Annotated in this window: 19 protein-coding genes; 5 read left to right on the forward strand and 14 right to left on the reverse strand. The window is 40.7% G+C overall.

Annotated features, from left to right (window positions below):
- Positions 1-88: 88 nt before the first annotated feature.
- Positions 89-457, forward strand: a complete 369-nt coding sequence (locus A7A69_RS08075) for a winged helix-turn-helix domain-containing protein (RefSeq protein ID WP_152876866.1) — start codon at positions 89-91, stop codon at positions 455-457.
- A 1-nt stretch (position 458) separates the two neighbouring features.
- Here the strand turns inward: A7A69_RS08075 and hemN are convergent, their stop codons facing one another.
- The 5 genes from hemN to A7A69_RS08100 form a co-directional block, all read right to left on the reverse strand.
- Positions 459-1,823, reverse strand: a complete 1,365-nt coding sequence (hemN, locus tag A7A69_RS08080; RefSeq protein ID WP_171500796.1) for an oxygen-independent coproporphyrinogen III oxidase — start codon at positions 1,821-1,823, stop codon at positions 459-461.
- A 266-nt stretch (positions 1,824-2,089) separates the two neighbouring features.
- Positions 2,090-3,523, reverse strand: coding sequence for an amino acid permease (locus A7A69_RS08085; RefSeq protein WP_152876870.1), 1,434 nt, complete (start codon positions 3,521-3,523; stop codon positions 2,090-2,092).
- A gap of 188 nt (positions 3,524-3,711) precedes the next feature.
- Complete coding sequence (locus tag A7A69_RS08090) at positions 3,712-4,071, reverse strand: RidA family protein (protein WP_152876872.1); 360 nt, start codon at positions 4,069-4,071, stop codon at positions 3,712-3,714.
- 10 nt (positions 4,072-4,081) lie between these two features.
- Positions 4,082-5,185, reverse strand: a complete 1,104-nt coding sequence (alr, locus tag A7A69_RS08095; protein ID WP_152876874.1) for an alanine racemase — start codon at positions 5,183-5,185, stop codon at positions 4,082-4,084.
- A gap of 30 nt (positions 5,186-5,215) precedes the next feature.
- Positions 5,216-6,475, reverse strand: coding sequence for a D-amino acid dehydrogenase (locus A7A69_RS08100; RefSeq protein WP_152876876.1), 1,260 nt, complete (start codon positions 6,473-6,475; stop codon positions 5,216-5,218).
- A 136-nt stretch (positions 6,476-6,611) separates the two neighbouring features.
- On the opposite strand from A7A69_RS08100, the gene A7A69_RS08105 reads away from it, so the two are divergent.
- Complete coding sequence (locus A7A69_RS08105; RefSeq protein ID WP_152876878.1) at positions 6,612-7,079, forward strand: Lrp/AsnC ligand binding domain-containing protein; 468 nt, start codon at positions 6,612-6,614, stop codon at positions 7,077-7,079.
- 402 nt (positions 7,080-7,481) lie between these two features.
- A complete protein-coding gene (locus A7A69_RS08110) occupies positions 7,482-8,705 on the forward strand; it encodes an amino acid aminotransferase (RefSeq protein WP_152876880.1) in 1,224 nt (407 codons plus the stop codon).
- Between the two features lie 128 nt (positions 8,706-8,833).
- Here A7A69_RS08110 and dld read toward each other — a convergent pair whose 3' ends face one another.
- From dld to lldP, 4 genes are read right to left on the reverse strand one after another with little or no spacing between them, the layout of a single operon-like run.
- Positions 8,834-10,546 carry a D-lactate dehydrogenase gene (dld, locus tag A7A69_RS08115; RefSeq protein ID WP_152876882.1) on the reverse strand — a complete coding sequence of 571 codons (1,713 nt, stop codon included), beginning with the start codon at positions 10,544-10,546 and terminating at the stop codon, positions 8,834-8,836.
- Positions 10,547-10,566: 20 nt separating this feature from the next.
- Positions 10,567-11,721 carry an FMN-dependent L-lactate dehydrogenase LldD gene (lldD, locus tag A7A69_RS08120; protein WP_152876884.1) on the reverse strand — a complete coding sequence of 385 codons (1,155 nt, stop codon included), beginning with the start codon at positions 11,719-11,721 and terminating at the stop codon, positions 10,567-10,569.
- The gene (gene lldR, locus A7A69_RS08125) at positions 11,718-12,470 is read right to left on the reverse strand and encodes a transcriptional regulator LldR (protein WP_152876886.1); all 753 of its coding nucleotides are present in this window, start codon (positions 12,468-12,470) and stop codon (positions 11,718-11,720) included. Before lldR ends, lldD begins: the two co-directional genes overlap by 4 nt.
- 19 nt (positions 12,471-12,489) lie before the next feature.
- A complete protein-coding gene (gene lldP, locus A7A69_RS08130; protein WP_171406774.1) occupies positions 12,490-14,151 on the reverse strand; it encodes an L-lactate permease in 1,662 nt (553 codons plus the stop codon).
- 470 nt (positions 14,152-14,621) lie between these two features.
- Between lldP and A7A69_RS08135 the strand changes: the two genes are divergently transcribed.
- Entirely contained in the window at positions 14,622-15,521 is a 900-nt protein-coding gene (locus A7A69_RS08135) for a LysR family transcriptional regulator (RefSeq protein WP_120370390.1), read from the forward strand.
- A 134-nt stretch (positions 15,522-15,655) separates the two neighbouring features.
- Positions 15,656-17,023, forward strand: a complete 1,368-nt coding sequence (locus A7A69_RS08140; RefSeq protein WP_152876888.1) for a phosphohexomutase domain-containing protein — start codon at positions 15,656-15,658, stop codon at positions 17,021-17,023.
- Positions 17,024-17,049: 26 nt separating this feature from the next.
- On the opposite strand, the gene A7A69_RS08145 is transcribed toward A7A69_RS08140, so the two are convergent.
- From A7A69_RS08145 to galU, 5 genes are all read right to left on the reverse strand, one after another.
- Complete coding sequence (locus A7A69_RS08145) at positions 17,050-18,891, reverse strand: LTA synthase family protein (protein WP_152877026.1); 1,842 nt, start codon at positions 18,889-18,891, stop codon at positions 17,050-17,052.
- A gap of 167 nt (positions 18,892-19,058) precedes the next feature.
- Positions 19,059-20,081 (reverse strand): UDP-glucose 4-epimerase GalE, encoded by a 1,023-nt coding sequence (gene galE, locus A7A69_RS08150; RefSeq protein WP_152876890.1) that lies wholly within the window; start codon positions 20,079-20,081, stop codon positions 19,059-19,061.
- Positions 20,082-20,087: 6 nt separating this feature from the next.
- Positions 20,088-21,761, reverse strand: a complete 1,674-nt coding sequence (pgi, locus tag A7A69_RS08155) for a glucose-6-phosphate isomerase (RefSeq protein WP_152876892.1) — start codon at positions 21,759-21,761, stop codon at positions 20,088-20,090.
- Entirely contained in the window at positions 21,758-23,023 is a 1,266-nt protein-coding gene (locus A7A69_RS08160) for a nucleotide sugar dehydrogenase (RefSeq protein WP_152876894.1), read from the reverse strand. Before A7A69_RS08160 ends, pgi begins: the two co-directional genes overlap by 4 nt.
- A 25-nt stretch (positions 23,024-23,048) precedes the next feature.
- Positions 23,049-23,924 carry a UTP--glucose-1-phosphate uridylyltransferase GalU gene (gene galU, locus A7A69_RS08165; RefSeq protein WP_152876896.1) on the reverse strand — a complete coding sequence of 292 codons (876 nt, stop codon included), beginning with the start codon at positions 23,922-23,924 and terminating at the stop codon, positions 23,049-23,051.
- Between the last annotated feature and the right edge of the window lie 18 nt (positions 23,925-23,942).

A 23,942-nucleotide genomic window follows, 5' to 3' on the forward strand; every position in this document is an offset into this window, starting at 1 on the left:
CTTGGATTTTGATGTTCAGATTAGGGCTTTTTTGCATTTCAATATAAAATTCTACTTGTTTCTCATTTATGATTTTTATGGCTGAACGATGACTCAACTCAAATTACGCCTTAGATTTATGGTTGATCAAGAGATTGCTTTTGGTCCAGGAAAAGCCGATTTACTCGAAGCCATTCAAGATACAGGTTCAATTTCTCAAGCAGCCAAAAAGATGAATATGAGCTACCGTCGCGCATGGCAACTGGTAGAAACCATGAATCAACTGTTCACTTCTGCTCTGGTAGAAACCTACAAAGGCGGTGAATCTGGTGGAGGCGCAGTCGTCACGCCTTTCGGACTTGAGATTTTAAAAAAATTTAGAGGTATGGAGCAAAAAGCACTTGCATCGATTGAAGCAGACTTTGAACAGCTTTGTGATTATTTAAAACCCTCATCTGCTTCAACGCATCAAGCCTAAGCTAAATTGTCATCGAAAAAATCTGGTTATCGGGTATTTTACGTTTCATCCGCAAGTCAAATGCCATACAAACATTGCGCACAAACGCCTTACCTTGTTCAGTTACCCTCATATCTTTTTCAGCAATTTCTAGTAAATCATCCTGCTGCATTTCTTCAAGTTGTTGCAACACTTGTGGCAACTCTTTAAAACTATGCTTTGGATCATCCCACGAGGTTTCAAACTGACACATCAGATTTAAAATATGTTGGCGAATCATCAGGTCTTCTGAAGTCAAAACATGTCCACGAAACACTGGAATTTCATTATTTTCCAGTCGGGCATAATAGTCTTCCAATACTTTTTCATTTTGAGCAAAGCTGTACCAACTATCACTAATCGCAGAAACACCCAATCCAATCATGACTTGCGTTTTAGATGCGGTATAACCCATAAAATTACGATGTAACTTGCCCTGTAAAAACGACTGATACATGGGGTCAGTTTTCAAGGCAAAATGATCCATCCCAATTTCAATATAACCATGATCCAATAACTTTTGTTTGCCTGCTTCATAAAGTTTTCTTTTCTCGTCATCTTTGGGCACATCATGATCTTTAAAACCCCGTTGACCATTGCCTTTAATCCACGGCACATGCGCATAACTATAAAAAGCTAAACGATCTGGCAATAAACGGTTGGTCTGATCGATGGTAAACAGTACATCTTGCAATTCCTGAAAAGGCAAACCAAATACTAAATCATGTGAAATTGAGTCATAACCAATCTCTCTCGCCCATTGAGTCACATTGGCGACATTTTCAAACGGCTGAATGCGATGAATCGCTTTTTGAACTTTCAGACTATAATCTTGAACCCCAAAACTGACGCGACGAAAACCCAGTTCATACAATGCCTGTAAATGTTCTCTGCTGGTACTATTAGGATGACCTTCAAAACTAAACTCATGCTGTTCAGCAACATAAGCCCGATCTAGAATGCCATGAATTAACTGCTGCAAATGCGTTACAGAAAAAAAAGTTGGCGTCCCCCCGCCTAAGTGAATTTCCCGAATAATCGGTTTTTCTTCCAATAACTCACAATACAATGACCATTCTTTGAGTACCGCCGCAATATAAGGCGCTTCAACCTCGTGGCGTTTGGTGACTTTTTTATGGCAACCGCAAAAAGTACACAAGCTTTCGCAAAAAGGTAAATGAATGTACAGGCTGATACCTTCACTTGCATTTGATTCAATAAAAGATTGGTGCAAAGTTTGCTGCCAAGCCTCCAGTGAGAATGTATCTTCCTGCCAATAAGGAACAGTTGGATAACTGGTATAACGAGGTCCTGGAACATTATATTTTTGAATCAAAACATTTGACATTTTAAGACACCAAAATACCTTTATCTTTTTATTATAATCCATTTAAACCCGCACAAAAACCTCAAAAACAAATTACTTAAAATTAAAAATACAATAAAAACAATAGATTAATATTAAAAAATAATCATTCTCATCCATTTTAATTTAAAAATCAGATATTATAAACCTACAATTTTGGTTGGAATTAAAATAATTTATAGACTCAGTTAAAATAAAAAAAGGCATATTTATTTAAATAAATATGCCTCCAAAAAAGAGCGATTTAATTAAGAACTTTTCAGCTGTTTAAGTTGCTTCATTCGTGGTTTGTACAATAACTGATAAGTCACTGCCAAAATCAATAACCACAATGGACTCACATATAAGGCTTTTAATGTGTCAGGTTCCAGTGCCAAAATCACTAAAGTGAACAGCAAGAATGCCAACACCACGTAGCTCATCCAGATTCCACCTGGCATTTTAAATGTCGACTGGGCATGTAATTCAGGTCTTAATTTACGATAACGTAAATAGCACACCATAATTAATCCCCAAACGCTAATAAATAAAATCACGCAGAGAGAACTGGCTAGCGTAAATGCTTCAATGGTATTGGGTACAAAATACTGTAATGCTGCACCTGCCATAATAAACAGACAGGAAAATATCAAACCATTGGCAGGAACAGCGCGTTTGGATAAACGAGCCAATGCTTGCGGTGCCTGACCACCTCTGGATAAACCAAACAACATACGGCTAGTCGAAAACACACCACTGTTCATGGAGGAGGTAACTGAAGAAAGTACCACCAGATTCATAATAATCGCTGAAGTTGGAATACCTGCATGCAAAAATAATTCAACAAATGGACTTTTATCGGCACTGATCATATTCCACGGCGTCACCGACATCACCACCAATAATGCCAACACATAAAACAAAATGATCCGAATAGGGATTGCATTAATCGCTTTGGGTAAATTCTTTTTTGGGTCTTTAGTTTCCGCCGCTGTCGTACCAATCAACTCTACTCCGACAAAAGCAAACACTGCGATCTGAAAGCCTGCCAAAAAGCCTGCTGCACCTTTTGGAAACATCCCACCCGAAGACCAGATATTATTAAAAGAAGCCACCGTACCTGTCGGGGCCTGAAAATGGCTAAATACCATAAAACCACCAATCACGATCAATCCAAGAATCGCCAGAATCTTGATCAATGCAAACCAGAATTCAACTTCACCAAATAAACGAACCGTCAGCAAATTCAGCGCCAAAACAAAAACCACACAACCCGCGCTAATCAATGCTTGCCCCATCGGCGTAAAACTCATGCCATCGGGCAACCAAAAACCAAGATAATTAATAATCGCCGCCAAATCAGCAATTCCAACCAGCACCCATCCTAGCCAATACGTCCAACCTAAATAGTAACCAGCGCCAGGCCCTATCAGATCATGTGCCATATCAACAAACGATTTGTAATGCAGATTGGCCAATAATAGCTCGCCCAACGCGCGCATCAGGAAGAAAAACATGACCCCAATGATCATGTAAATAAATAAAATTGAAGGTCCTGCCAGTGAAATGGTTTTACCTGAACCCATAAATAGCCCAGTGCCAATCGCACCGCCAATCGCAATCAATTGCAAGTGTCGATTGGAGAGTTTACGTTGAAGATCATGCGACGAATTTTCGTCTTCAGAATGACGTACTGTTGTCATAATTAAATATCCTTTTTAAATGTCCCTTTTCTTTGATCAGTTCTGGCTGACTGCCAACCAAAATAACAGGGCAGAAACCACAGAATTGATGCCAAGTACCATCAAAATAAAAACCAGAAGGAATCCTTTTCCGTGGCAATTCTGGTTTTAAAATTAAACATTAGGTGAATGAAAATAGATCAATCGCTTTATTGCTGTGCTGCAATCACGGCGATTTCAATCAGCCACGCGGGATTTACTAAATCTGCCTGAATCGTCGCTCTTGCAGGTGTTGCTAGCCCATCAAGCCACTCAGTCCAAATGGCATTAACTTGAGTAAAGTCATCTAGGTTTTTAATAAAAAGCTGCGCTGAAAGCAGACGCGATTTATCACTTTTCGCCTGTGCTAGCAGTTGATCGATGGTCGCCAAGATTTCACGGGTCTGACCTTCAATATCAAGCTCAGTATTTTTAGGGACTTGTCCCGACAAATACACCACTTGATTAAAAATGGTGGCAGAACTCATCACCTGATTGCTGTTAATTCTTTCAATATCAGAGACTGACATCACTCTATCCTTATGCTTCAATAAAAAATGGAACACGTGCGGTTACACCACACATCAATTCATAACCCACTGTGTCTGAAGCCTCCGCGACTTCATCAATTGGCAAAATCGTACCCGAACGAGATTTTCCCCAAAGCACCACTTCACTACCAATTTCGACATTTTTAATCTCTGTTAGATCGACTGCCAGCATATCCATACTGACACGACCAATCGTTCGGGTTCGGATTCCATCAACCAACACAGGTGTACCCGTAGCAGAAATACGCTGATAGCCATCGGCATAACCACAGGCCACAATGCCAATTTTCATGGCTTGATCTGCCTGAAACGTTGAGCCATAACCTACTGTTTGCGTGGGCTGTAAATCTTGAATGGCAATGATTTCACTGCGCAAACTCATACTTGGCTGTAAATCCCAGTCTTGAATATGATGTTTAGGAAAATCAGGCGAGCTGCCATAAAGTAAAATGCCCGCACGTACCGTTTTAGAAGTCAGTTGCGAACAATGCCGCAGAATAGCAGCGCTGTTACAGATGGAGCGTTCACCCGGTAAATCCTGCACTGTGTCTTCAAAGATTTTGAGCTGTTCATCAATTCCCGATTGACCTAGACGTTCGCCATCGGCATCAGAAAAATGCATCATATGCGTCAAACTTTTTACGGCAGCGCAAGATTTAAGTGTCTGCCAAACTTGAGGGTAATCTTTAGGCTGAAAGCCCAAACGGTTCATTCCGCTGTTCATTTTCAGGAAAATATCAAACTGAGCAGATTCAGGATGCTGTCGCACCCATCTCGCCTGTATTTCACTATGGAGACTAAAACTGAGTTGGTAAGCCGTACAATCGAATAAATCCTGAGGCGAAAAAATTCCTTCTAGCAATAAAATCGGCCCTGTCCAGCCAAGTGCACGTAAGCGTTTGGCTTCATCGATGTCTAGTAAGGCAAAACCATCAGCAGTTTTGAGCGCTGGATAAACCCGTTCAATTCCATGCCCATATGCATTGGCTTTTACTACAGCAAAGACTTCATGCTGTGAGGCATGCTTTCGGGCAATGTTAAGATTATGAGTCAAAGCATTTTGATGAATAAAGGCACGGATTGGACGTGGCATACAAGTTCTTCCCTGAACGCAAATTTAAAATTATGCTGCGTGTGAATAACGCTGTAGCGACAAGCCTTCGGTACTTATTTCAGGTTGATGATTGAGTACAATGTCACTAATCAACTTTCCTGAACCACAAGCCATCGTCCAACCCAAAGTACCGTGTCCCGTATTTAGGAACAAATTACTAAAACGAGTCGCACCAATGATTGGTGTGCTGTCTGGTGTCATTGGGCGTAACCCTGTCCAGAACGATGCTTGTGCCATATCTCCGCCTGGGAACAAATCTTTCGTCACCATTTCCAGTGTGGCACGACGATCCTCATTCAATCCCAGATTAAAACCACTGAGTTCTGCCATTCCACCGACACGAATCCGCTGATCAAATCGAGTAATGGCAATTTTGTAAGTTTCATCAAGCACTGTAGATTGCGGTGCAAACTCAGGTTGCACAATTGGAATGGTCAATGAATAACCTTTGACAGGATAAACCGGTAAATTTAAATCTAAGGGTTTTAAAAAATCACGCGAATAACTACCAAATGCCAAGACATAACGATCTGCAGTTAAAACTTGACCATTGACTCGGACACCTTTGATTTCATCACCTTCAACCACCAATCCTTCAACGTTTTGGTTAAATTGAAATTCGACACCCAACTCTTTGGCTTTTTGTGCAAGTGCATTGGTAAACAGATAACAATCTCCCGTTTCATCATTGGGTAAATGTAAACCGCCTACCAATTTGTCTTTGGCATATTCCAGCGCAGGTTCAACTTTGGCTAAATCGTTTTGATCAAGCAATTCATAGCTGACACCACATTCTTTCAATACCTCGATGTCACGCTGTACTGCTTCAAGCTGTGCCTCGCTACGAAACACTTGTAAAGTTCCTTTAGAACGGTTTTCATAATGAATGCCTATGTTTTCCCGCAACTCTTTCAAACAATCACGGCTATATTCAGCTACACGCATCATCCGTTCTTTATTTTTAGTATAACTTTCTAAATTACAGTTTTTGAGCATTTGAGCCATCCACTGTAACTGCCACATGCTGCCATCAATATTAATCGCGAGTGGAGCATGATGCTGAAACATCCATTTCACTGCTTTAAACGGAATACCAGGTGCCGCCCATGGAGTTGAATAGCCCGGGGAAACTTGTCCAGCATTACCAAAACTGGTTTCTTGAGCAGGCCCAGCCTGACGATCCAGTACTGTAACTTCTGCTCCCTGCTGCGCAAGGTAGTACGCACTTGCCACCCCAATCACACCACTCCCTAAAACGATCACGCGCATTGCTATTCCCTCAAACACACCAGTTGATTTCACTAGTATATTTTTGCTTCAATAGTTTATTTCACTGTTTTAAGCATTATAATCTAGGAAAATCGATGTTTTTGTCGGGTAAATATTCTAAAAAAAGGAAAAAATAATGCGTCCACTAGATCGAACTGATCGGCAGATTCTGCATATCTTGCAACACGAGGGGCGAATTGCGATCAGTGAATTGGCGTCAAGAGTCAACTTATCTACCACTCCATGTTCAGAACGGGTCAAGCGTCTAGAACGTGATGGCATTATTATGGGTTACTATGCTCGGCTCAATCCTGCACATGTCGATCGGAATTTACTGGTATTTCTGGAAATTAAACTCTCGGCCAAATCAGGCGATGTGTTTGATCAAGTCGCGCGAGATCTGATTGAAGTACCTGAAGTGCTCGAATGTCATTTGATTTCAGGCGAATTTGATTATCTAGTCAAAGCCAGACTTAAAGAAATGAGCGCCTATCGAAAACTACTTGGGAATATTCTCAAAAAGTTGCCTGCGTCGGCTTCATCGCATAGTTATGTTGTCATGGAAGAAATTAAGGAAACTCTGTATCTTGATCTAGACCAATAAAGGGTTTTATTCAGCTACATTCTCATAAAAAGAGAATTTACATACTGTTTCAGCAAATTAAGCTTCCTTTAAGTCTCAAGTTTTAAATTGAAGTCCTCAGAGCTTAAAACTTTTGCCACACTCCCCTGTGTGGTTTTTTTTTGGCTAAAATTCAGAAATTTGCACTTTTTTAATGCATTCCGATCCTAAAAAACTCATCGAACTATAAAAAAGTTTTAAAATTCACTTCATTGATCTTTGCAAACGAAGGTTAAAAATTTTTCAGTTCTAAGACTAGAAGAGCATGGCGCGATACAGGTCTTACTGATACATTAGTCAAGTTTGATGTTTGCTTAAATATCATGCACTCGCACCAACTCCGCGCAGTTTTGGTTCAAACCGCGAAATGAAAGGATTTTTTTGATGTTTCAACATATCCCCCCATATGCAGGCGATCCGATTTTATCGCTTATGGAACAATTCAATGCCGACCCACGTCAAGGCAAAGTCAATTTAAGTATTGGTCTTTATTATAATGAAGACAGTATTGTTCCTCAGCTTGATACCATTATTGAAGCGCAAAAACGCATTGAACCATTGCAAAGCAAAACCAAACTGTATTTGCCAATGGAAGGCTTTAAACCTTACCGTGAAGCCATTCAAGCGTTATTGTTTGGAACAAACAGCCCTGCTGTACAAAGTGGTCGCGCTGTAACTATCCAAACTTTAGGTGGTTCAGGTGCGCTTAAAGTCGGGGCGGATTTCCTCAAAAACTATTTTCCAAATTCGCAAGTCTGGGTCAGCCAACCTACTTGGGATAACCATGTTGCCATTTTTAATGGAGCAGGCTTTAAAACCCACTTTTATCCATATTTTGATGCCCAAACGGGCGGTGTGAATTTTGAGGGAATGCTTTCTGCCCTCAAACAACTGCCTGAACAAAGTATTGTTTTATTGCACCCATGTTGCCATAACCCCACGGGTGCAGATTTAAATCCTGCACAATGGGATCAAGTGATTGAAGTACTTAAAGCGGGCAACCTGATTCCATTTTTAGATATAGCTTATCAGGGCTTTGGCGATGGTATGGAACAGGATGCTTATGCGATTCGTGCGATGGATCAAGCAGGTCTGAATTTTATCGTCAGTAACTCTTTTTCCAAAATTTTCTCACTTTATGGCGAACGTGTGGGTGGTCTGACTTTTGTTTGTGATGACACTGAAGCAGCGCAATCCACTTTTGGGCAGCTTAAAGCCACTGTACGCCGTATTTACTCTAGCCCACCAACAACGGGGGCTTGGTTGGTCGATCAGGTACTTAACGATGTTGAGTTAAATCAACAATGGCAAGCTGAAGTTCAGCAGATGCGTGAACGTATTATTAAAATGCGTCAGATCTTGCGTGACGAATTAACCAAGGCTTTACCTGAGCGTGACTTTAACTATCTAGTAGAACAAAAAGGCATGTTTAGCTATACAGGTCTTACTGGCGAGCAAGTTGACACCTTACGTGAAGACTATGCCATTTATCTGGTACGCAGTGGTCGGATCTGTGTTGCTGGTCTTAACATGAACAATGTCTATGTGGTCGCAAAAGCTGTTGCGGAAGTATTGGCCAAAGAAGCAGTTACTGCATCTTCAGTTTGATAGTTTGATGCTGAAATAATTTGACAAATTTTAAATATAAAATGCCCGAGATTAGATGGTCTCGGGCATTTTTGTATACATAATTTTCTGAGCAAGATAAATGAGCATCAGGATTTTACAGGAGTCAGCTAGCGAGACAGCTTGCTTTTGCCCCAATATTTAAGTTTAGAGGTATGTCCAATTCCGACATTAAAGCTATTGGTCGGATCGAGCTTTTGATAAAAATTGGCCAATGCTGGTTTGGCGATATATAAATGTCCGACATTATGTTCTGCTGGATATTCTGCTCGACGTGCATCGAGTAATGTCCACATCTGATGTTCCATTGCTAAAGGATCGACCCCTTTTTTGACAATATAGTCCTGATGAAACACATGGCAGAAAAAATGCCCATAATACAGTTTATGTAAAATTTTCTGTTCCATGTCAGTAGGAAGTTGTTCGACCCAGTCTCGATCGTTACGGCGCAGGGCAATATCTAGCGCAACAATATCTTCTACTTCGCCACGATGGGTATCACGATAACGTATCGCAGCACCCGCGATGGCAAATCGATGCAAAAAGGCTTTGCGACCTTCTTCCTCATCACATAAAAAATAAGCCCCTGTAGGATGCACAGCAAAATATTCTTTTAGAAATTGCGCTGTCTGATCTTTACTATTATTTTCCACTCGTAAAATCAAATGATGCTCATAATGATCCCGAAATTCTGTCATGCGTTTAGGTAAATGATTGGGCAAAAAGAAAGTCAACGCTTGTAATAAATGATCTGTAAGTCCTTTTATTTTAAATTTTTCCAAAAAACCATCCGCCTTATCTTTTAAAGCAAAGGCTTTAGGGACATTTACGGTGCCAAATTTTTCAATAAATAAGAACGTGTCTTTGCCATACTTTTCACCAATACGATATGCATCACGGTGAATATATTCACCTGCAATGGGTAAGCTCGGCAATGAGGTGAGTAAATAACGCCGAATCGCAGTCAGATCATTGGCATCATTACTGCCAATATAGAACACATCACTGGCCACTTTTTCATAGGTATCCAGACGTACTGCAAATACACAGACTTTTCCAGCCGAGCCTGAGGCTTCAAATAAACGTGAAGGATCTGCATTAAAACGCGCAGGACTATCTGCATCCACCTGTGTCACATCATGCGCATAACGATGATCGGATGCCTGACGCGTTGCATCATCCTGAATATCACGATGCTGATATTGCTGCTGCTCTAATCGACTCAGAATTTCTTCAGGAGTTTCACCTAAATCAATACCTAAATGATTGATCAGACGTAACTGTCCTTGATCATCAACCTGTGCATAGAGTGCTAGCTCAGTATAGGCTGGCCCACGTCGTACCAATGCCCCGCCTGAATTATTACACACGCCACCTAACACCGATGCGCCGATACAGGAAGAACCAATGACCGAATGCGGTTCTCGGTTGAAAGGCTTTAGAGTCTGTTCTAAACGATCAAGTGTTGCACCAGGTAAGCACACCACCTGCTGACCATCATGAAGCACCTGTATGCCTTTTAAACGGCGAGTACTGATCATAATCACAGGACGATCATAATCCTCGCCATAAGGCGTCGAGCCGCCTGTCAGTCCTGTATTGGCCGCCTGCATAATCACAATACAATTTGCTGCAATACTGACTTGCAATACCTGCCATTGTTCCAGCAAAGTTCCTGGACACACCACAGCCAACACTTTGCCTTCACCAAATCGATGCCCTTGACGATATTGCCGAGTATGTCGATCATCAGTGAGCACATAGGCTTTACCCACTAACTTTTGTAGTTGTGACAATACATTCGGATCAACATGGGACAGCATGGACATCTCCTTGCAGCAACTTAAGCTTGAATCAATTTATTGACGCGTACCAAACAATCCGCATTAATATCAGCAATACTTTTTGCGCCTGTTAAGGTCATGGCAACACGCATTTCTTTATCAATGAGCTCCAACAGATGACTCACGCCCTGTCCACCTGCCGCAGCAAGTGCATAAATAAAGGCTCGACCCAACATCACACTATCTGCGCCCAAAGCTAACATGCGCACCACATCCAGACCATTGCGAATACCCGAATCGGCCAGAATGGTCAGATCACCTTTAACTGCATCGGCAATGGCAGGTAATGCACGAGCAGAGGACATCACACCATCGAGCTGACGCCCACCATGATTAGACACCACAATACCATCTGCACCAAAACGTACCGCATCTTTGGCATCTTCTGGGTCTAAAATGCCTTTGATCACCATTGGTCCATCCCAAAATTCACGGATCCATTCCAGATCTTTCCAAGAAATTGAAGGATCAAAATTGGTACCTAACCAACCAATATAATCTTCTAGTCCTGTCGGCTTACCTAAATATTTGGAAATATTGCCCAGATCATGTGGACGTCCTAACAAACCGACATCCCATGCCCACTGCGGATGCGTCACGGCTTGCAAATAACGGCGCATGGCAGCATTTGGGCCACTCATACCTGAATGTGCATCGCGATAGCGTGCGCCCGGTACAGGCATGTCTACAGTAAAGATTAATGTTGAACAACCCGCTGCTTTGGCGCGTTCTAATGCATTGCGCATAAAACCTCGGTCACGCAAGACATAGAGCTGAAACCACATTGGACGACCAATTGCGGGGGTGACTTCTTCAATCGGACAAACAGAAACGGTCGAAAGCGTAAAGGGGATGCCCTTTTTATCGGCTGCAACCGCAGCCTGTACTTCACCACGACGCGCATACATTCCCGTTAAACCGACTGGTGACAAGGCCACAGGCATCGACAGCGTTTCATTAAACAGTTTGGTTTCCAGACTTAAACTGGACATATCGTTCAACACACGTTGTCTTAATGCAATTTGAGATAAATCTTCAACATTACGTTTCAATGTGTATTCTGCGTAAGCCCCGCCATCGATGTAATGAAATAAAAAAGGAGGCAAACGACGACGTGCCGCCTCACGATAATCATTTGAAGAAGAAATAATCATGTTGGATCAATCCTGTTTAAACGTGTAGCACGTTTCTGGCGAGCTTCGTCTTCATCCAGAGAACGTACATGATCGATGACAAATTCTATATGGCCACACACTGCATCTCGTGCTGCCTGAGCGTCTTTACGGTCAATTGCATCCATCACCTGAAAATGCTGATCACTCAGTAAATCGGCACTAATTGGATGTTCATAGACTTTTTTACGCCCTAAAAAGACGTTGTATTGCAATAAATCAAATAAACTGCGCATCATTTGAATCAGCACCACGTTATGAGATGCTTCGGCAATCGCCAAGTGAAAATTGGCATCGGCAACTGCCGCTGCTGCCGAATCACCATGTGCCTGATGCCGTGCTATTTCATCAAAATACTGATGGATCTTGGCGCGATCAGCCTCGGTTGAACGCAAAGCAGCATACCAAGCTGTCCCGCCTTCAAGTACCAAACGCGATTCCTGTACATCAAAACGATAATGTGGATCGTCCAGCATCAAATGGCTAATCGGTTCAACAATCAACTGCTGCGACCATGTTTCAGGTAGCTGTTGAATATAAGTACCATCCCCACGACGACTGGATAAAATTCCCAGACTAATCAATTGCTGAATCGCTTCACGTAGCGATGGACGCGAGATCCCCAAACTGGTCGCGAGTTGACGCTCGGCAGGCAACCGATCTCCTTGTTTGAGATTACGCTGCTCAATAAGCGTCTGTAACTTCTGTACCACCTGATCAGAGACTCGCATTATTTTTCCTTCAATTTCGCTAAGGAATCATCCAAGGTACAATATAAGCCTGTACCGTCACGATGATCCCCACAAAGATGGTAAATATGATGCTATGTTTTACGGTAAAACGGAACAAATCTGATTCTTTTCCAACTAATCCTACTGCTGCACAAGCAATGGCAATCGATTGCGGTGAAATCATTTTTCCTGTGACCCCACCACTGGTATTTGCCGCAACCAGTAATACCTCTGGAATCCCAATTTGCTGTGCCGTCGTCGCCTGCAATGCTGAAAATAGCGCATTGGATGACGTATCTGATCCCGTCAGGAACACGCCCAACCAACCAAGGAATGGCGAGAAGAATGTAAATGCATGACCTGTATGTGACAATGCCAATGCTAAAGTTGCGGATAAACCCGAATAGTTGGCAATAAACGCAAATGCCAATACCATACCAATTGAATAAATCGGAACTTTTAGTTCATTTAGGGTTTCAGCAAAAGTACATACTGCTTGTTTAGCACTCATCTTTAACAAGATGATTGTGATAATCCCTGCAATAAAAATGGCGGTTCCTGTTGCTGAAAACCAGTCAAATTTATAAATCGCATCATAAGGCGTATGTTCAGCCACAATTGGCGGCATTTTTTCAACCAATCGATGTAAAGCAGGAACTTCTATTTTAAAAATCCAGTGTTCCAGTGCACCGCCTTTAACAAATAAATCTTTAAAAGGTTTGATGCTCCACAACGTTACCATCGCAGTTAAAATCGCAAACGGCGACCAAGCTTTGGCTATTTGTGCAAAAGAATATTGAGTTACAGGCGCTGTTTGTTGGTCTAATTTTTCTGCTTCTGCAAAACGGAAAATATGTTTCGGCTGCCAGACTTTGAACAACAAAGTTAAACTAATCAATGAAGCAATTGCCGCTGTAATATCAGGCAATTCTGGCCCAATAAAGTTTGAAGTCAAATATTGAGCAATGGCAAAAGAACCACCACCCACAATTACCGCAGGCCAAGTTTCTTTGACACCACGCCAGCCATCCATAATTGCCATGATCCAGAACAATACGATGATGACTAAAAAAGGTAACTGACGACCCACCATCTGACTGATTTCCATGGTATCCACCCCAGAAACCTGCCCTGCGACAATAATCGGAATACCCATCGCACCAAAGGCAACAGGCGCCGTATTCACAATCAAGCAAAGACCCGCAGCATACAAGGGTTTAAAACCAAGCCCCATCAGTAAAGCAGCAGTAATCGCCACGGGTGCACCAAAACCCGCAGCCCCTTCCAGAAAAGTACCAAAAGCAAAGCCAACCAATAACATTTGTAATCGCTGATCTTCCGTAATTGAAAGGATACTGGAACGAATAATGTCAAACTGACCCGTTTTGACCGAAATTTTATACAGGAATACTGCGCCCAAAATAATCCATGCAATCGGCCACAAACCGTAAAAAAAACCATAAATGAGCGAAGCAAATGCCATCGCAGCTGGCATTTGATAAAAGAACAACGCAATAGCCAGTGCAATCATCACTGTTAAAGTCGCAGCGATACTGCCCTTTAGACGAAAAACCGCCAAAGCCAAAAAGAAAAAGATAATCGGAATCAAGGCAATAAGACTAGAAAGCCAAAGATTGCCAAGTGGATCATAAACTTGCTGCCAAACATTGAGCATTGTCATCTCCTTGAAATGCTGCCACATATTTGCTTGATATGAATTATCAAAATTCAGTATTTATTATAAAATTGGTAATACCAATTTTAGTTAAAGCAAAAAATAGAGAAGTGAAACATAAACAAATGCATCTTAAATAACCCAATTAAACATTTCAAGCCATCCAAATGGCAATATTGGTAATACCAATATTAAAATATGATAAAATAAAGGACTTAGCGGGTATGTCTTATTTTCATCATACGACTAAAGTTTTAGATCACTCATATGCGTCAATGAGAAATCATTTTGAAAAGTATTGTTTGAGACAAAACGCCGTTTCTTTTCTTTGCCAAATCTCGTATAAAGCCAGACTTACCCATAATCAGCTTTTCTTTTAGATAAAATCCTTCTTACAAGGATTGACGAATCATGAGGATCAGTAGATTCTTGCAATAGAAAGCTAGCCAATCTGTTCGGTGTAAAGGAAATGACAGGTGTTCGATTTAGATAGCCGTTTACTGAATATTTTTTATCATATTTATAAATCCAAAAGTGTTTCGATGGCAGCAGATGCGATTGGCGTGAGTCAACCCACGATTAGTAATGGCTTGGTCAAAATTCGTCAACATTTTGATGATCCGCTATTTTTACGTGTGGGAAATGAAATGATTCCAACCGAACTGGCCAAGCAGATTTTTCCATTGGTCAGTGAAGTCATCAATAAAGTCGAGAGTATTAATAATTTTAGTCTTCACTTTGAACCTTCTAAATCTGACATGGTGCTTACACTTGCCATGACCGATGTATCGCATCTGGTACTTTTACCCAAAATTTCCAATTTTTTGGCACAAAGTGCGCCACAAGTTCGCATTAATGTCCGTCCGATCAGTCTGGAAACCAGTTACCAAATGGCCAATGGTGAGATTGATATGGCGATTGGTTTTTTACCACAACTTGAAGATGGCTTTTATCAACAAAAACTATTTTCACAGCGCTATGTGGTCATTTCACGTAAAGATCACCCACGTATTAACGCGCAGAACTTTACGATCGAAGATTATATGCGCGAACTACATATCGATATTGATACGGGTGTAGGGCATTATCAAATTGAAAATGCTTTGCAAAACAGTGGCGTGAAGCGTGATATTTTGATTCGCCTACCGAGCTATCTGGGTGTCGGCTTGATGGTACAGGAAACCGATGCGATTGCAACGGTACCTTATTATTTAAGTAAAGTACTGTTATCACGTGATAATTTACAAATTTTGGATGCGCCTGTCGATTTTCCAACGTATAGCATCAAACAACACTGGCATATGTGTTGTCATCATAAAACCAGCCATCAATGGTTTCGTAAATCTTGCTATGAAATTTTTAAAAATATGTCCTGATTTTTAATATTCTTGAGTGAATGACATTCATCCTATGTGAGTTGAATCATGTAAGCGTTCTTATTTGCAACTCGGATTTTAACCAAACTTCTGTATAATCATTTCACAAATTTTTAACGCTAATTATTCTAGAAATGACGACACTGACTTGCTTTAAAGCCTATGATATCCGAGGCAAACTCGGCACTGAACTCAATGAAGATATTGCCTATAACATTGGTCGTGCTTATGGACAGATCTATCAACCTAAAACGATTGTGATTGGTTGCGATATTCGTTTAAGTAGTGAAGGCTTAAAGCAAGCCACCATTCGCGGTTTAAACGATGCAGGCGTGAATGTACTGGATTTAGGAATGACAGGTACCGAAGAAGTTTACTTTGCTGCATTCCATCTAGATGTACAAGGCGGTATTGAGGTTACGGCAAGCCACAACCCGATGGACTATAACGGCATGAAACTGGTCCGTGAAAATGCCCGCCCAATTAGTGCTGATACAGGTTTAAAAGACATCCAAGCTTTGGCAGAATCTGGTCAATTTACAGAGGTCGCGGTTACAGGAACAACCAGTCACTACAATATTCTGCCTGAGTTTGTAGATCACCTGATGAGCTATATTGATCCAGCAAAAATCAAACCATTAAAACTGGTGGTCAATGCAGGCAACGGTGCAGCAGGTCACGTGATTGATGCGATTGAAGAAAAATTTAAAACGCTGAATGTCCCTGTTGAATTTATTAAAATTCATCACGAAGCAGATGGCACTTTCCCCAATGGCATTCCTAATCCTATTTTAATTGAAAACCGTGATAGCACCCGTGATGCAGTGCTTAAACATGGGGCAAATCTAGGCATCGCCTGGGATGGCGACTTCGACCGTTGTTTTCTATTCGATGAAAAAGGGCAATTTATTGAAGGCTATTATATCGTCGGTCTGTTAGCTCAAGCCTTTTTGATTAAACAATCGGGTGAAAAAATCGTGCATGATCCACGCTTGGTCTGGAACACTTTAGATATTGTCGAAAAATATCAGGGCGAAGCTGTACAGTCCAAATCTGGACATGCTTTTATTAAAGATGTGATGCGCGAACACAATGCAGTCTATGGCGGTGAAATGAGTGCACACCATTACTTCCGTGACTTTGCTTATTGTGATAGTGGCATGATTCCATGGTTACTCACCATTGCGCTGCTGTCTGAAACAGGTCAATCACTTTCAACCTTAGTCGAGAATATGATTGCGAAGTTTCCATGTAGTGGTGAAATTAACTTCAAAGTGGCAGATACGCAAATCACTATTCAGAAGCTATTTGATCATTATGCAGCGCAAAATCCACAAATCGACCGTACTGATGGTGTCAGTTTAGATTTCGGTATTTGGCGTTTTAATGTGCGTGCTTCTAATACCGAACCTTTACTGCGTTTGAATATCGAGAGTCGCGGTGATCAGGCTCGTCCAATGCAAGATTATGTCGATGAGTTAACAACACTCATTCAGGCTTAAATGACCGCATTAAAATACGGCTGAGATTACTCGATCTCAGCCGTATTGTCTGTCGTTAGACTTAAACCATAAAGATAATTTTCACCCGATAAAGTATCTTGATTGATATTTTTATACTGCTCTAAAAGTTGTTTGGCATCATGCTTACACTCAGAAGCTGGCATCAAAAATTTAGGGTGAATCACCGCATAACAACCCGATAAGCGCCGCATAAAATGATAATATGGAGAAAGCGGCAATCCTGCGACCTGTAGCAATTTGGGTGCCACGAAACTGCTTGGAACCGACTCCTGCTGTAACACTTTTTTCTGAATTGGAAAATTACTCCATATCGCCAAAGGCGTTTGATAGTTCTTTAAAGCAGTACGCTCTGGGTCATTTTTAAAATAATGATATTCATCATAAACGCCCTGCAAATTTGGCAAATGATCGCCAAAAACCAGCAAAATTGTGGGTTGTTTTAAGGTTTTTAAATACGCAGTCAATTCTGATAATTTCTGATCTGCTCGTGCAACTCCAGCCGTATAAGTACTTAGTTTTCGTTGGTTGATCTCTGAAAGCGTTTTGCTGAACTTCAATTGTTGTTTGCCATAACGATCATCATTGTACATTGGATGATTTTCAACCGTAATCGCATAGATAAACTTGGGCTGATCCCCTTGCTGCAAAACTTTTTTAATATTTTCGTAAATCAGCACATCAGTCGCCCACCCTCCTGCGTTAAATATCTGAGGTCGTTTTTCCTGCGAAACCATATTCTCTAGAGAAATAAATTGTTGAAAGCCCAAAGCAGGATAGACCTTATTACGATTGTAGTAGTATCCATAATTATTGTGCATGGCAATGGTTTGATATCCCAAACCATCCAGATAAAAGGGTAACGCATAAATCGGACGTTTCACTTTAGACACATACAATAATTCATTGGGAAAAAATGCCGTGTTTAAACTGGTCAATACCTCAAATTCAACATTGGCTGTCCCACCGCCAAATGAAGGAGAAATCAATTGCGATACCTGATTTTTCTGGAAAAAAGGCAATAAATTACGTCCTAAAGCCTGATCTAGATGTCGCGGATCCCAAAAGGATTCTTGCATAATAATCACGATATTGGGTTTTATTGCATCATCAGCCAAAGTACCCTTAATTTCTGGATTTTGATGCAAAATATCTTGTATCACCTGCTCAGATACTTGCGCACGGGGCAATAATCGATCTGTTACCTGATCGAGTATTTTAGAAATATAAAATGTACTAAAACCATAGTTTTGAATTTTACGATAATCTCCAACCCAGTCATTTCGTGTATTGGGAAAATCTGCGAGTTGATTACAAATGGCGGGACGATCTTCACGCTGACAAGCCCCTGTCGGATTCATAATAAAATTGAGATATATCAGACTGCTACTGATAAAAAAGAAAATAATCGTGTTCGGAACATAACTATGTATCGTTGTTTTTTCTTCTTTTCTGATTGCAATCACCAATACCACAAGGAACAGTGCAATTAAAATAAAGAAAATCAGTTGTAATGACCACGGAGAAGCCTTCATCGCCTCTGGTAATAAAAACACATCTTCTGGACTGAGATTACTCAATAAATACTGTTGCTTTTTCTGATTAATAAAATTCAGAAACATCACAAAAATTTGACTTAAAATCAGCGCAGTATATTTGCGTCCAGTCGCAATAAAAAAAAGCTGAATAATGGCGTAATTAAATAAAACTGCAAATAAAACTTTGTTATAGCCAATGTATAAATAAAACTTTTTAAGTGTAAATGCATCGCCCCAGCCAATGTAGACACCAATACATGCAGATAAAAAAGCAACGCCAATAAACAGCAATTGCTGGCGTAAAAAATACATAGGCAGATCTGGGAGAAATACAACGAAACGCCATTTTAGCATAAATTCAGAAATGGCTTGGTAAATTGGCATTTCAAGCTGACATCAAAAAGCAGCCCTAAAGCTGCTTTTATAAATTTAAAATTATTTAAATTAAATCAATATTTTATACCGACTTAGATCTAATATTAAATATCACCATAACCCTTTGGATTTTGCTTTTGCCAATGCCAGCTGTCTTTGAGCATATCTTCTAGCGTGTAGTTTGCCGTCCAGCCTAATTCATCCATTGCACGTTGATTATTGGCAAAAGAAGTTGCAACATCCCCTTCACGACGTGGTGCAAACTCAAACGCAACGGGCACACCATTGACCTGCTCGAAGGTATTTTTGACTTGTAATACCGATGAACCATTGCCTGTTCCAATATTCCAGGCACGACAGCCGATATTTTGCAAACGATTATTCAAGGCACATAAATGAGCATTTGCCAAATCCACCACATGGATATAATCACGCACGCCTGTTCCATCAACAGTGTCATAATCATGACCAAAAATTGCTAACTTTTCACGACGACCTACAGCGACCTGAGTCACATAAGGCATTAAATTATTTGGAATACCTTGAGGGTCTTCACCAATACGTCCACTTTTATGCGCACCAACTGGATTAAAATAGCGTAATAAAGCAATAGACCATCGCTCATCGGCAATCGATAATTTTTGTAGTAACTGTTCAACAATCAGTTTGGTATAGCCATAATTGTTCGATGGCATTCCCGTTGGCATATCTTCATTTAGCGGTGAGATATTGGCTTCATCATAAACCGTTGCAGATGAGCTGAATACCAGTTTAAAGACTTCTGCACGTTGCATGGCATTTACAAGGTTAATACTTCCCGCAATATTATTATCAAAATAAATTAGGGGCTGTTGCTGACTTTCACCGACTGCCTTTAAACCCGCAAAATGAATTACGGCATCAATTTTATGCAGCGCAAACACATGATCAAGTTGTTCACTATTACGGATATCACCTTCCACAAAAGTCAGGGTTTTTCCTGTTAGTTCCTGAACACGATTAAGCGACTCTATAGAACTGTTTGATAAATTATCAAATACAACAACATCATGATTTGCATTGAGTAATTCAACGCAGGTATGCGAACCGATATATCCAGCGCCACCAGTTACTAAAATATTTGCCATGTTTTCTTAAACCTTTTTATTTCCGAGCAGCAATTCAATCAGGCCTTGGGTAGAGGCATCCAAATGTGCTGTCTCATGTTGCTGACCATTTAAGATCGGTAGAATCTGATTGGCAATTTCCTTACCTTTTTCTACCCCCCATTGATCGAAGGGGTTAATGTTCCATAACACAGATTGTACAAAAACTTTGTGCTCATATAGTGCAATCAGCATACCTAAAGTTTTTGGATTTAACTCTTTAATTAAAAAAGTCGAACTTGGTTGATTGCCTGCATACTGTTTATAGATGGGTAAATTTTCTAGCTCTTTTTGATCTAAAGCCTGATTACCAAAAGCCAAAAGTCGCGACTGCGCCAAACAGTTGGATAAAGCCAAATGATGTTGCTCAATCAATGCTTCAGCATTTTCAACATAGGTAAAATGATTGGCATTATAACGTTGAATTGGCGCGATAAAATCACAACTCACCGCATGTGTACCTTGATGTAGTAATTGATAAAAAGCATGTTGGGCGTTTGGTCCAACTTCGCCCCAAACAATTGGACACGTGCCAGATTCAACTTTGTGATTATCACGTTGAATCGACTTCCCATTCGATTCCATTTCCAATTGCTGTAGGTAAGACGCAAAATATTTTAAGCGACCATCATAAGGCAAGACTGCATGGGTTTGCATGTTTAAATAATGAGTATTCCATGCCCCAAGTAATCCCATCATCACAGGTGCATTTTCATGAAATGGCGACTGACGAAAATGCTGATCAACCTGATAAGCACCTGCTAAAAACTCCTGAAAGCCTTGTACGCCGATTTTAAGCGCAATTGGCAAACCGATGCATGACCATAGTGAATAACGTCCACCGACCCAATCCCAAAGCAGGAATTGATTGTCAGGATGAATCCCCCATTCAGTCATTTTTTCAGGTTTAGTTGACACTCCAATAAAATGGCTTTTTAAGACACAATCGCGGCGTCCCAAAGATTTTTCTAGCCATAAACGTACTGTTTCGGCATTGGATAAGGTATCAATCGTACCAAATGACTTGGAAGAAATAATAAACAGGGTCGTTTCTGGGCGTAACTGATGCAATAAGTCGGAAAGCTGGCTACCATCCATCGTCGATACGAAATGTACGTCCAATGGTTTTGCTGTTGGCACTTTAAAATCAGACAAAGCATGAGTCACCATCAATGGACCTAAATCAGAACCACCAACGCCAATATTCACCACATCCTGAATAACTTCGCCTGTTACGCCACGATATTGTCCCGCATGAATTTTTTCAACCAATCGAAACATCCGATCCAGTTGTGCATTGACTTGCATTGACAGTTCAGAAAACTGCACCGTATTTTTAGGTAATCGCAATGCCCAGTGCATGGCAGCGCGTTGCTCAGTATAGTTAATTTGTTCTTCAGAAAATAATCTTTTAATCCATTGACTTAAGTTTTTAGACTCAGCCCAAGCAACCAAAGACTGAATCACATCCGTATTTACCCGATGCTTACTAAAATCAAAAACGAGATCGTCACAGCTCAATGAAAATTGATCAAAACGATTTTTTTGTTCGGCAAACAACTGATTAAGATGAGTACTGTGCATCATTTCAGCCAGTTGCTTTAGCTGTATTTCTACCGATTTTTTATTTTGCTTTGGAAATTTTTCGATATTTTCGTTCATGTTCGTCCAATACCTTCATAAGCAAAGCCCTGAGCCTTAACATAGTGAGGATCATAAAGATTACGTCCATCCAGAATAAGCGGATGCCGCATATTTTGCTGTAGTTTTTTATAATCTGGGCTGTAATATTGCTTCCATCCCGTCATGACACAAAGCGCATCTGCATCCTGAGTGACTTCATAAGCATCGAGACCTAAGGTCAAATCATCACGCTCGCCATAGGTTTTATAAATTTCTTGTAAAGCCTGTGGATCATGTAATTTAACTTTTGCGCCTTGCGCCCATAATGCCGCCAGCATCGCATGAATGGGAGAATTATGGATGCTAGAACTATTTTCTTTAAATGCAGCACCCCAGATGGCAATGGTTTTGCCTTTCAAATCTGAATGGTAATAATTCCAAAGTTTACGAAACAAAATTTCTTTTTGTTGCTCGTTAATTTCCCAGACTTGTTGTAATAAACGACTTTTCGCCCCACTCTTGGAAACTTCGCTAGAAAGCGTCAAAATATCATGCGAGAAATTTTCACCACCAAAACCGACGCCCGCAGCAAGATAGGCCGAACCAATACGAGTGTCTGCCCCCATTCCCTGCTGCACATTCGCAATATCAATGCCTAGCTTTTCAGCCACAATAGCCAAATCGTTCATGTAGCTAATACGCGTTGCTAACATGCCTGAAATGCTGAGTTTGGTAAACTCGGCATCCAAAATCGGCATAAACAAATATTGATTTTGATAACGAAAAAATGGACGAAGTAATTCCTCCATCATCCATTTTGAAGCATCTGCTTCTATTCCAACAATGATGTGTTTGACATTCAAAATACTATTAATTGCATTGCCTTCCTGAATCACATCTGGAAGATATACCCAATAATCATTCGGCATGATTGCTTTAAGCTTATCTGTGCCATGTAAGCCAAACGTTGAGCCATTCACCATCAAACGTGGATGAATAATTGGTCGTAATGCAATTTCTTTGAGTGTATTGAGCGCAAGTTCAAACTCTGCGGGACTATAACAAAATAGATAAGCATCGATATCAAGTGGAATATCTACAAAAGTCGTTTGAAATAATGCTTTGTTATCACGTTGTTTGGCTAAACGACGATTTACCTCATCATCTTGATATTGAATTGTCTGCAAATTTGCCGATAGATGCGAATGTTGACAACACCAATAGACTTGATTGCCATATTCAGCTAACAAAGCTGCCATTACACCAGCCTGCAATGTGGTGCCCAATATCGCAATCTTCATTTTTTATACCTAAAGTCTTATAAATTTAAAGAGCTAACTCACGAATCAATGCTTTAAAATCGTCACCCAACTTCGGGTGTTCAACTCCATAATGTAGTACCGCTTTTAAATAGCCTAATTTGCTTCCACAGTCAAAAGTCTGTCCCTGCATACGATAGGCTTCAACGTTTTCTGTCTGTTGTAACATGGCAATTGCATCAGTCAACTGGATTTCATTACCTGCACCCTTTGGTGTTTGCTCCAAGAGCTGCATAATCTTGGCAGGTAAAACATAACGACCCACCACTGAAAGATTTGATGGTGCAGCACCCACCGCAGGTTTTTCTACAATCCCTTGCATGATTTGGCTTTGCCCTTCCTCTGGAATTGTCGCAACATCGACAATTCCGTACTGATCTACTAAATCATCAGGTACAGCCTCTACCATAATTTGGGCAGCAGATACTTCGTTATAACGCTGAATCATACGTGCCAAATCACTTTGCTCAGATGTTGCTTTTACTAATACATCTGGCAAAAGCACAGCAAAATCATCCGCTCCAACGATACCTTTTGCACATAGTACTGCATGCCCCAAGCCTAAAGGCTGTGGTTGACGGACACTTACCACACTGACATGTGCAGGCACAATCTCAGTAATTTCTTGGAGTAAATCAAATTTCTTTTTATGTTCTAACGTGGTTTCAAGTTCAAAATTACGATCAAAATAATTTTCAATGGACGCTTTAGATGAATGAGTCACCAAAATAATTTGCTCGATACCTGCTGCAACGGCCTCGCGTACCACATATTCAATAGCAGGGCGATCGACCACGGTCACCATTTCTTTAGGAATAGATTTGCTCGCAGGTAAGAAACGAGTACCAAGACCTGCTACTGGTAAAATTGCTTTTTTGATCATGTGAAAATATTACTGTTT

Source organism: Acinetobacter guerrae (assembly GCF_009372255.1).
GTDB classification, from domain to species: Bacteria; Pseudomonadota; Gammaproteobacteria; order Pseudomonadales; family Moraxellaceae; genus Acinetobacter; species Acinetobacter guerrae.

What these genes read in the sequence shown, in the direction of transcription:
- dld (WP_152876882.1), bottom strand. Translation starts at nt 10,546, where the DNA reads ATGCTGTCCCATGTTGATCCGAATGTATTGTCACAACTACAAAAGTTA.
- lldP (WP_171406774.1), bottom strand. Translation starts at nt 14,151, where the DNA reads ATGACAATGCTCAATGTTTGGCAGCAAGTTTATGATCCACTTGGCAAT.
- A7A69_RS08090 (WP_152876872.1), bottom strand. Translation starts at nt 4,071, where the DNA reads ATGTCAGTCTCTGATATTGAAAGAATTAACAGCAATCAGGTGATGAGT.
- A7A69_RS08100 (WP_152876876.1), bottom strand. Translation starts at nt 6,475, where the DNA reads ATGCGCGTGATCGTTTTAGGGAGTGGTGTGATTGGGGTGGCAAGTGCG.
- A7A69_RS08160 (WP_152876894.1), bottom strand. Translation starts at nt 23,023, where the DNA reads ATGAAGATTGCGATATTGGGCACCACATTGCAGGCTGGTGTAATGGCA.
- pgi (WP_152876892.1), bottom strand. Translation starts at nt 21,761, where the DNA reads ATGAACGAAAATATCGAAAAATTTCCAAAGCAAAATAAAAAATCGGTA.
- A7A69_RS08085 (WP_152876870.1), bottom strand. Translation starts at nt 3,523, where the DNA reads ATGACAACAGTACGTCATTCTGAAGACGAAAATTCGTCGCATGATCTT.
- A7A69_RS08145 (WP_152877026.1), bottom strand. Translation starts at nt 18,891, where the DNA reads ATGTATTTTTTACGCCAGCAATTGCTGTTTATTGGCGTTGCTTTTTTA.
- A7A69_RS08140 (WP_152876888.1), top strand. Translation starts at nt 15,656, where the DNA reads ATGACGACACTGACTTGCTTTAAAGCCTATGATATCCGAGGCAAACTC.
- A7A69_RS08110 (WP_152876880.1), top strand. Translation starts at nt 7,482, where the DNA reads ATGTTTCAACATATCCCCCCATATGCAGGCGATCCGATTTTATCGCTT.
- lldD (WP_152876884.1), bottom strand. Translation starts at nt 11,721, where the DNA reads ATGATTATTTCTTCTTCAAATGATTATCGTGAGGCGGCACGTCGTCGT.
- alr (WP_152876874.1), bottom strand. Translation starts at nt 5,185, where the DNA reads ATGCCACGTCCAATCCGTGCCTTTATTCATCAAAATGCTTTGACTCAT.
- A7A69_RS08075 (WP_152876866.1), top strand. Translation starts at nt 89, where the DNA reads ATGACTCAACTCAAATTACGCCTTAGATTTATGGTTGATCAAGAGATT.
- galE (WP_152876890.1), bottom strand. Translation starts at nt 20,081, where the DNA reads ATGGCAAATATTTTAGTAACTGGTGGCGCTGGATATATCGGTTCGCAT.
- lldR (WP_152876886.1), bottom strand. Translation starts at nt 12,470, where the DNA reads ATGCGAGTCTCTGATCAGGTGGTACAGAAGTTACAGACGCTTATTGAG.
- hemN (WP_171500796.1), bottom strand. Translation starts at nt 1,823, where the DNA reads ATGTCAAATGTTTTGATTCAAAAATATAATGTTCCAGGACCTCGTTAT.
- A7A69_RS08105 (WP_152876878.1), top strand. Translation starts at nt 6,612, where the DNA reads ATGCGTCCACTAGATCGAACTGATCGGCAGATTCTGCATATCTTGCAA.
- galU (WP_152876896.1), bottom strand. Translation starts at nt 23,924, where the DNA reads ATGATCAAAAAAGCAATTTTACCAGTAGCAGGTCTTGGTACTCGTTTC.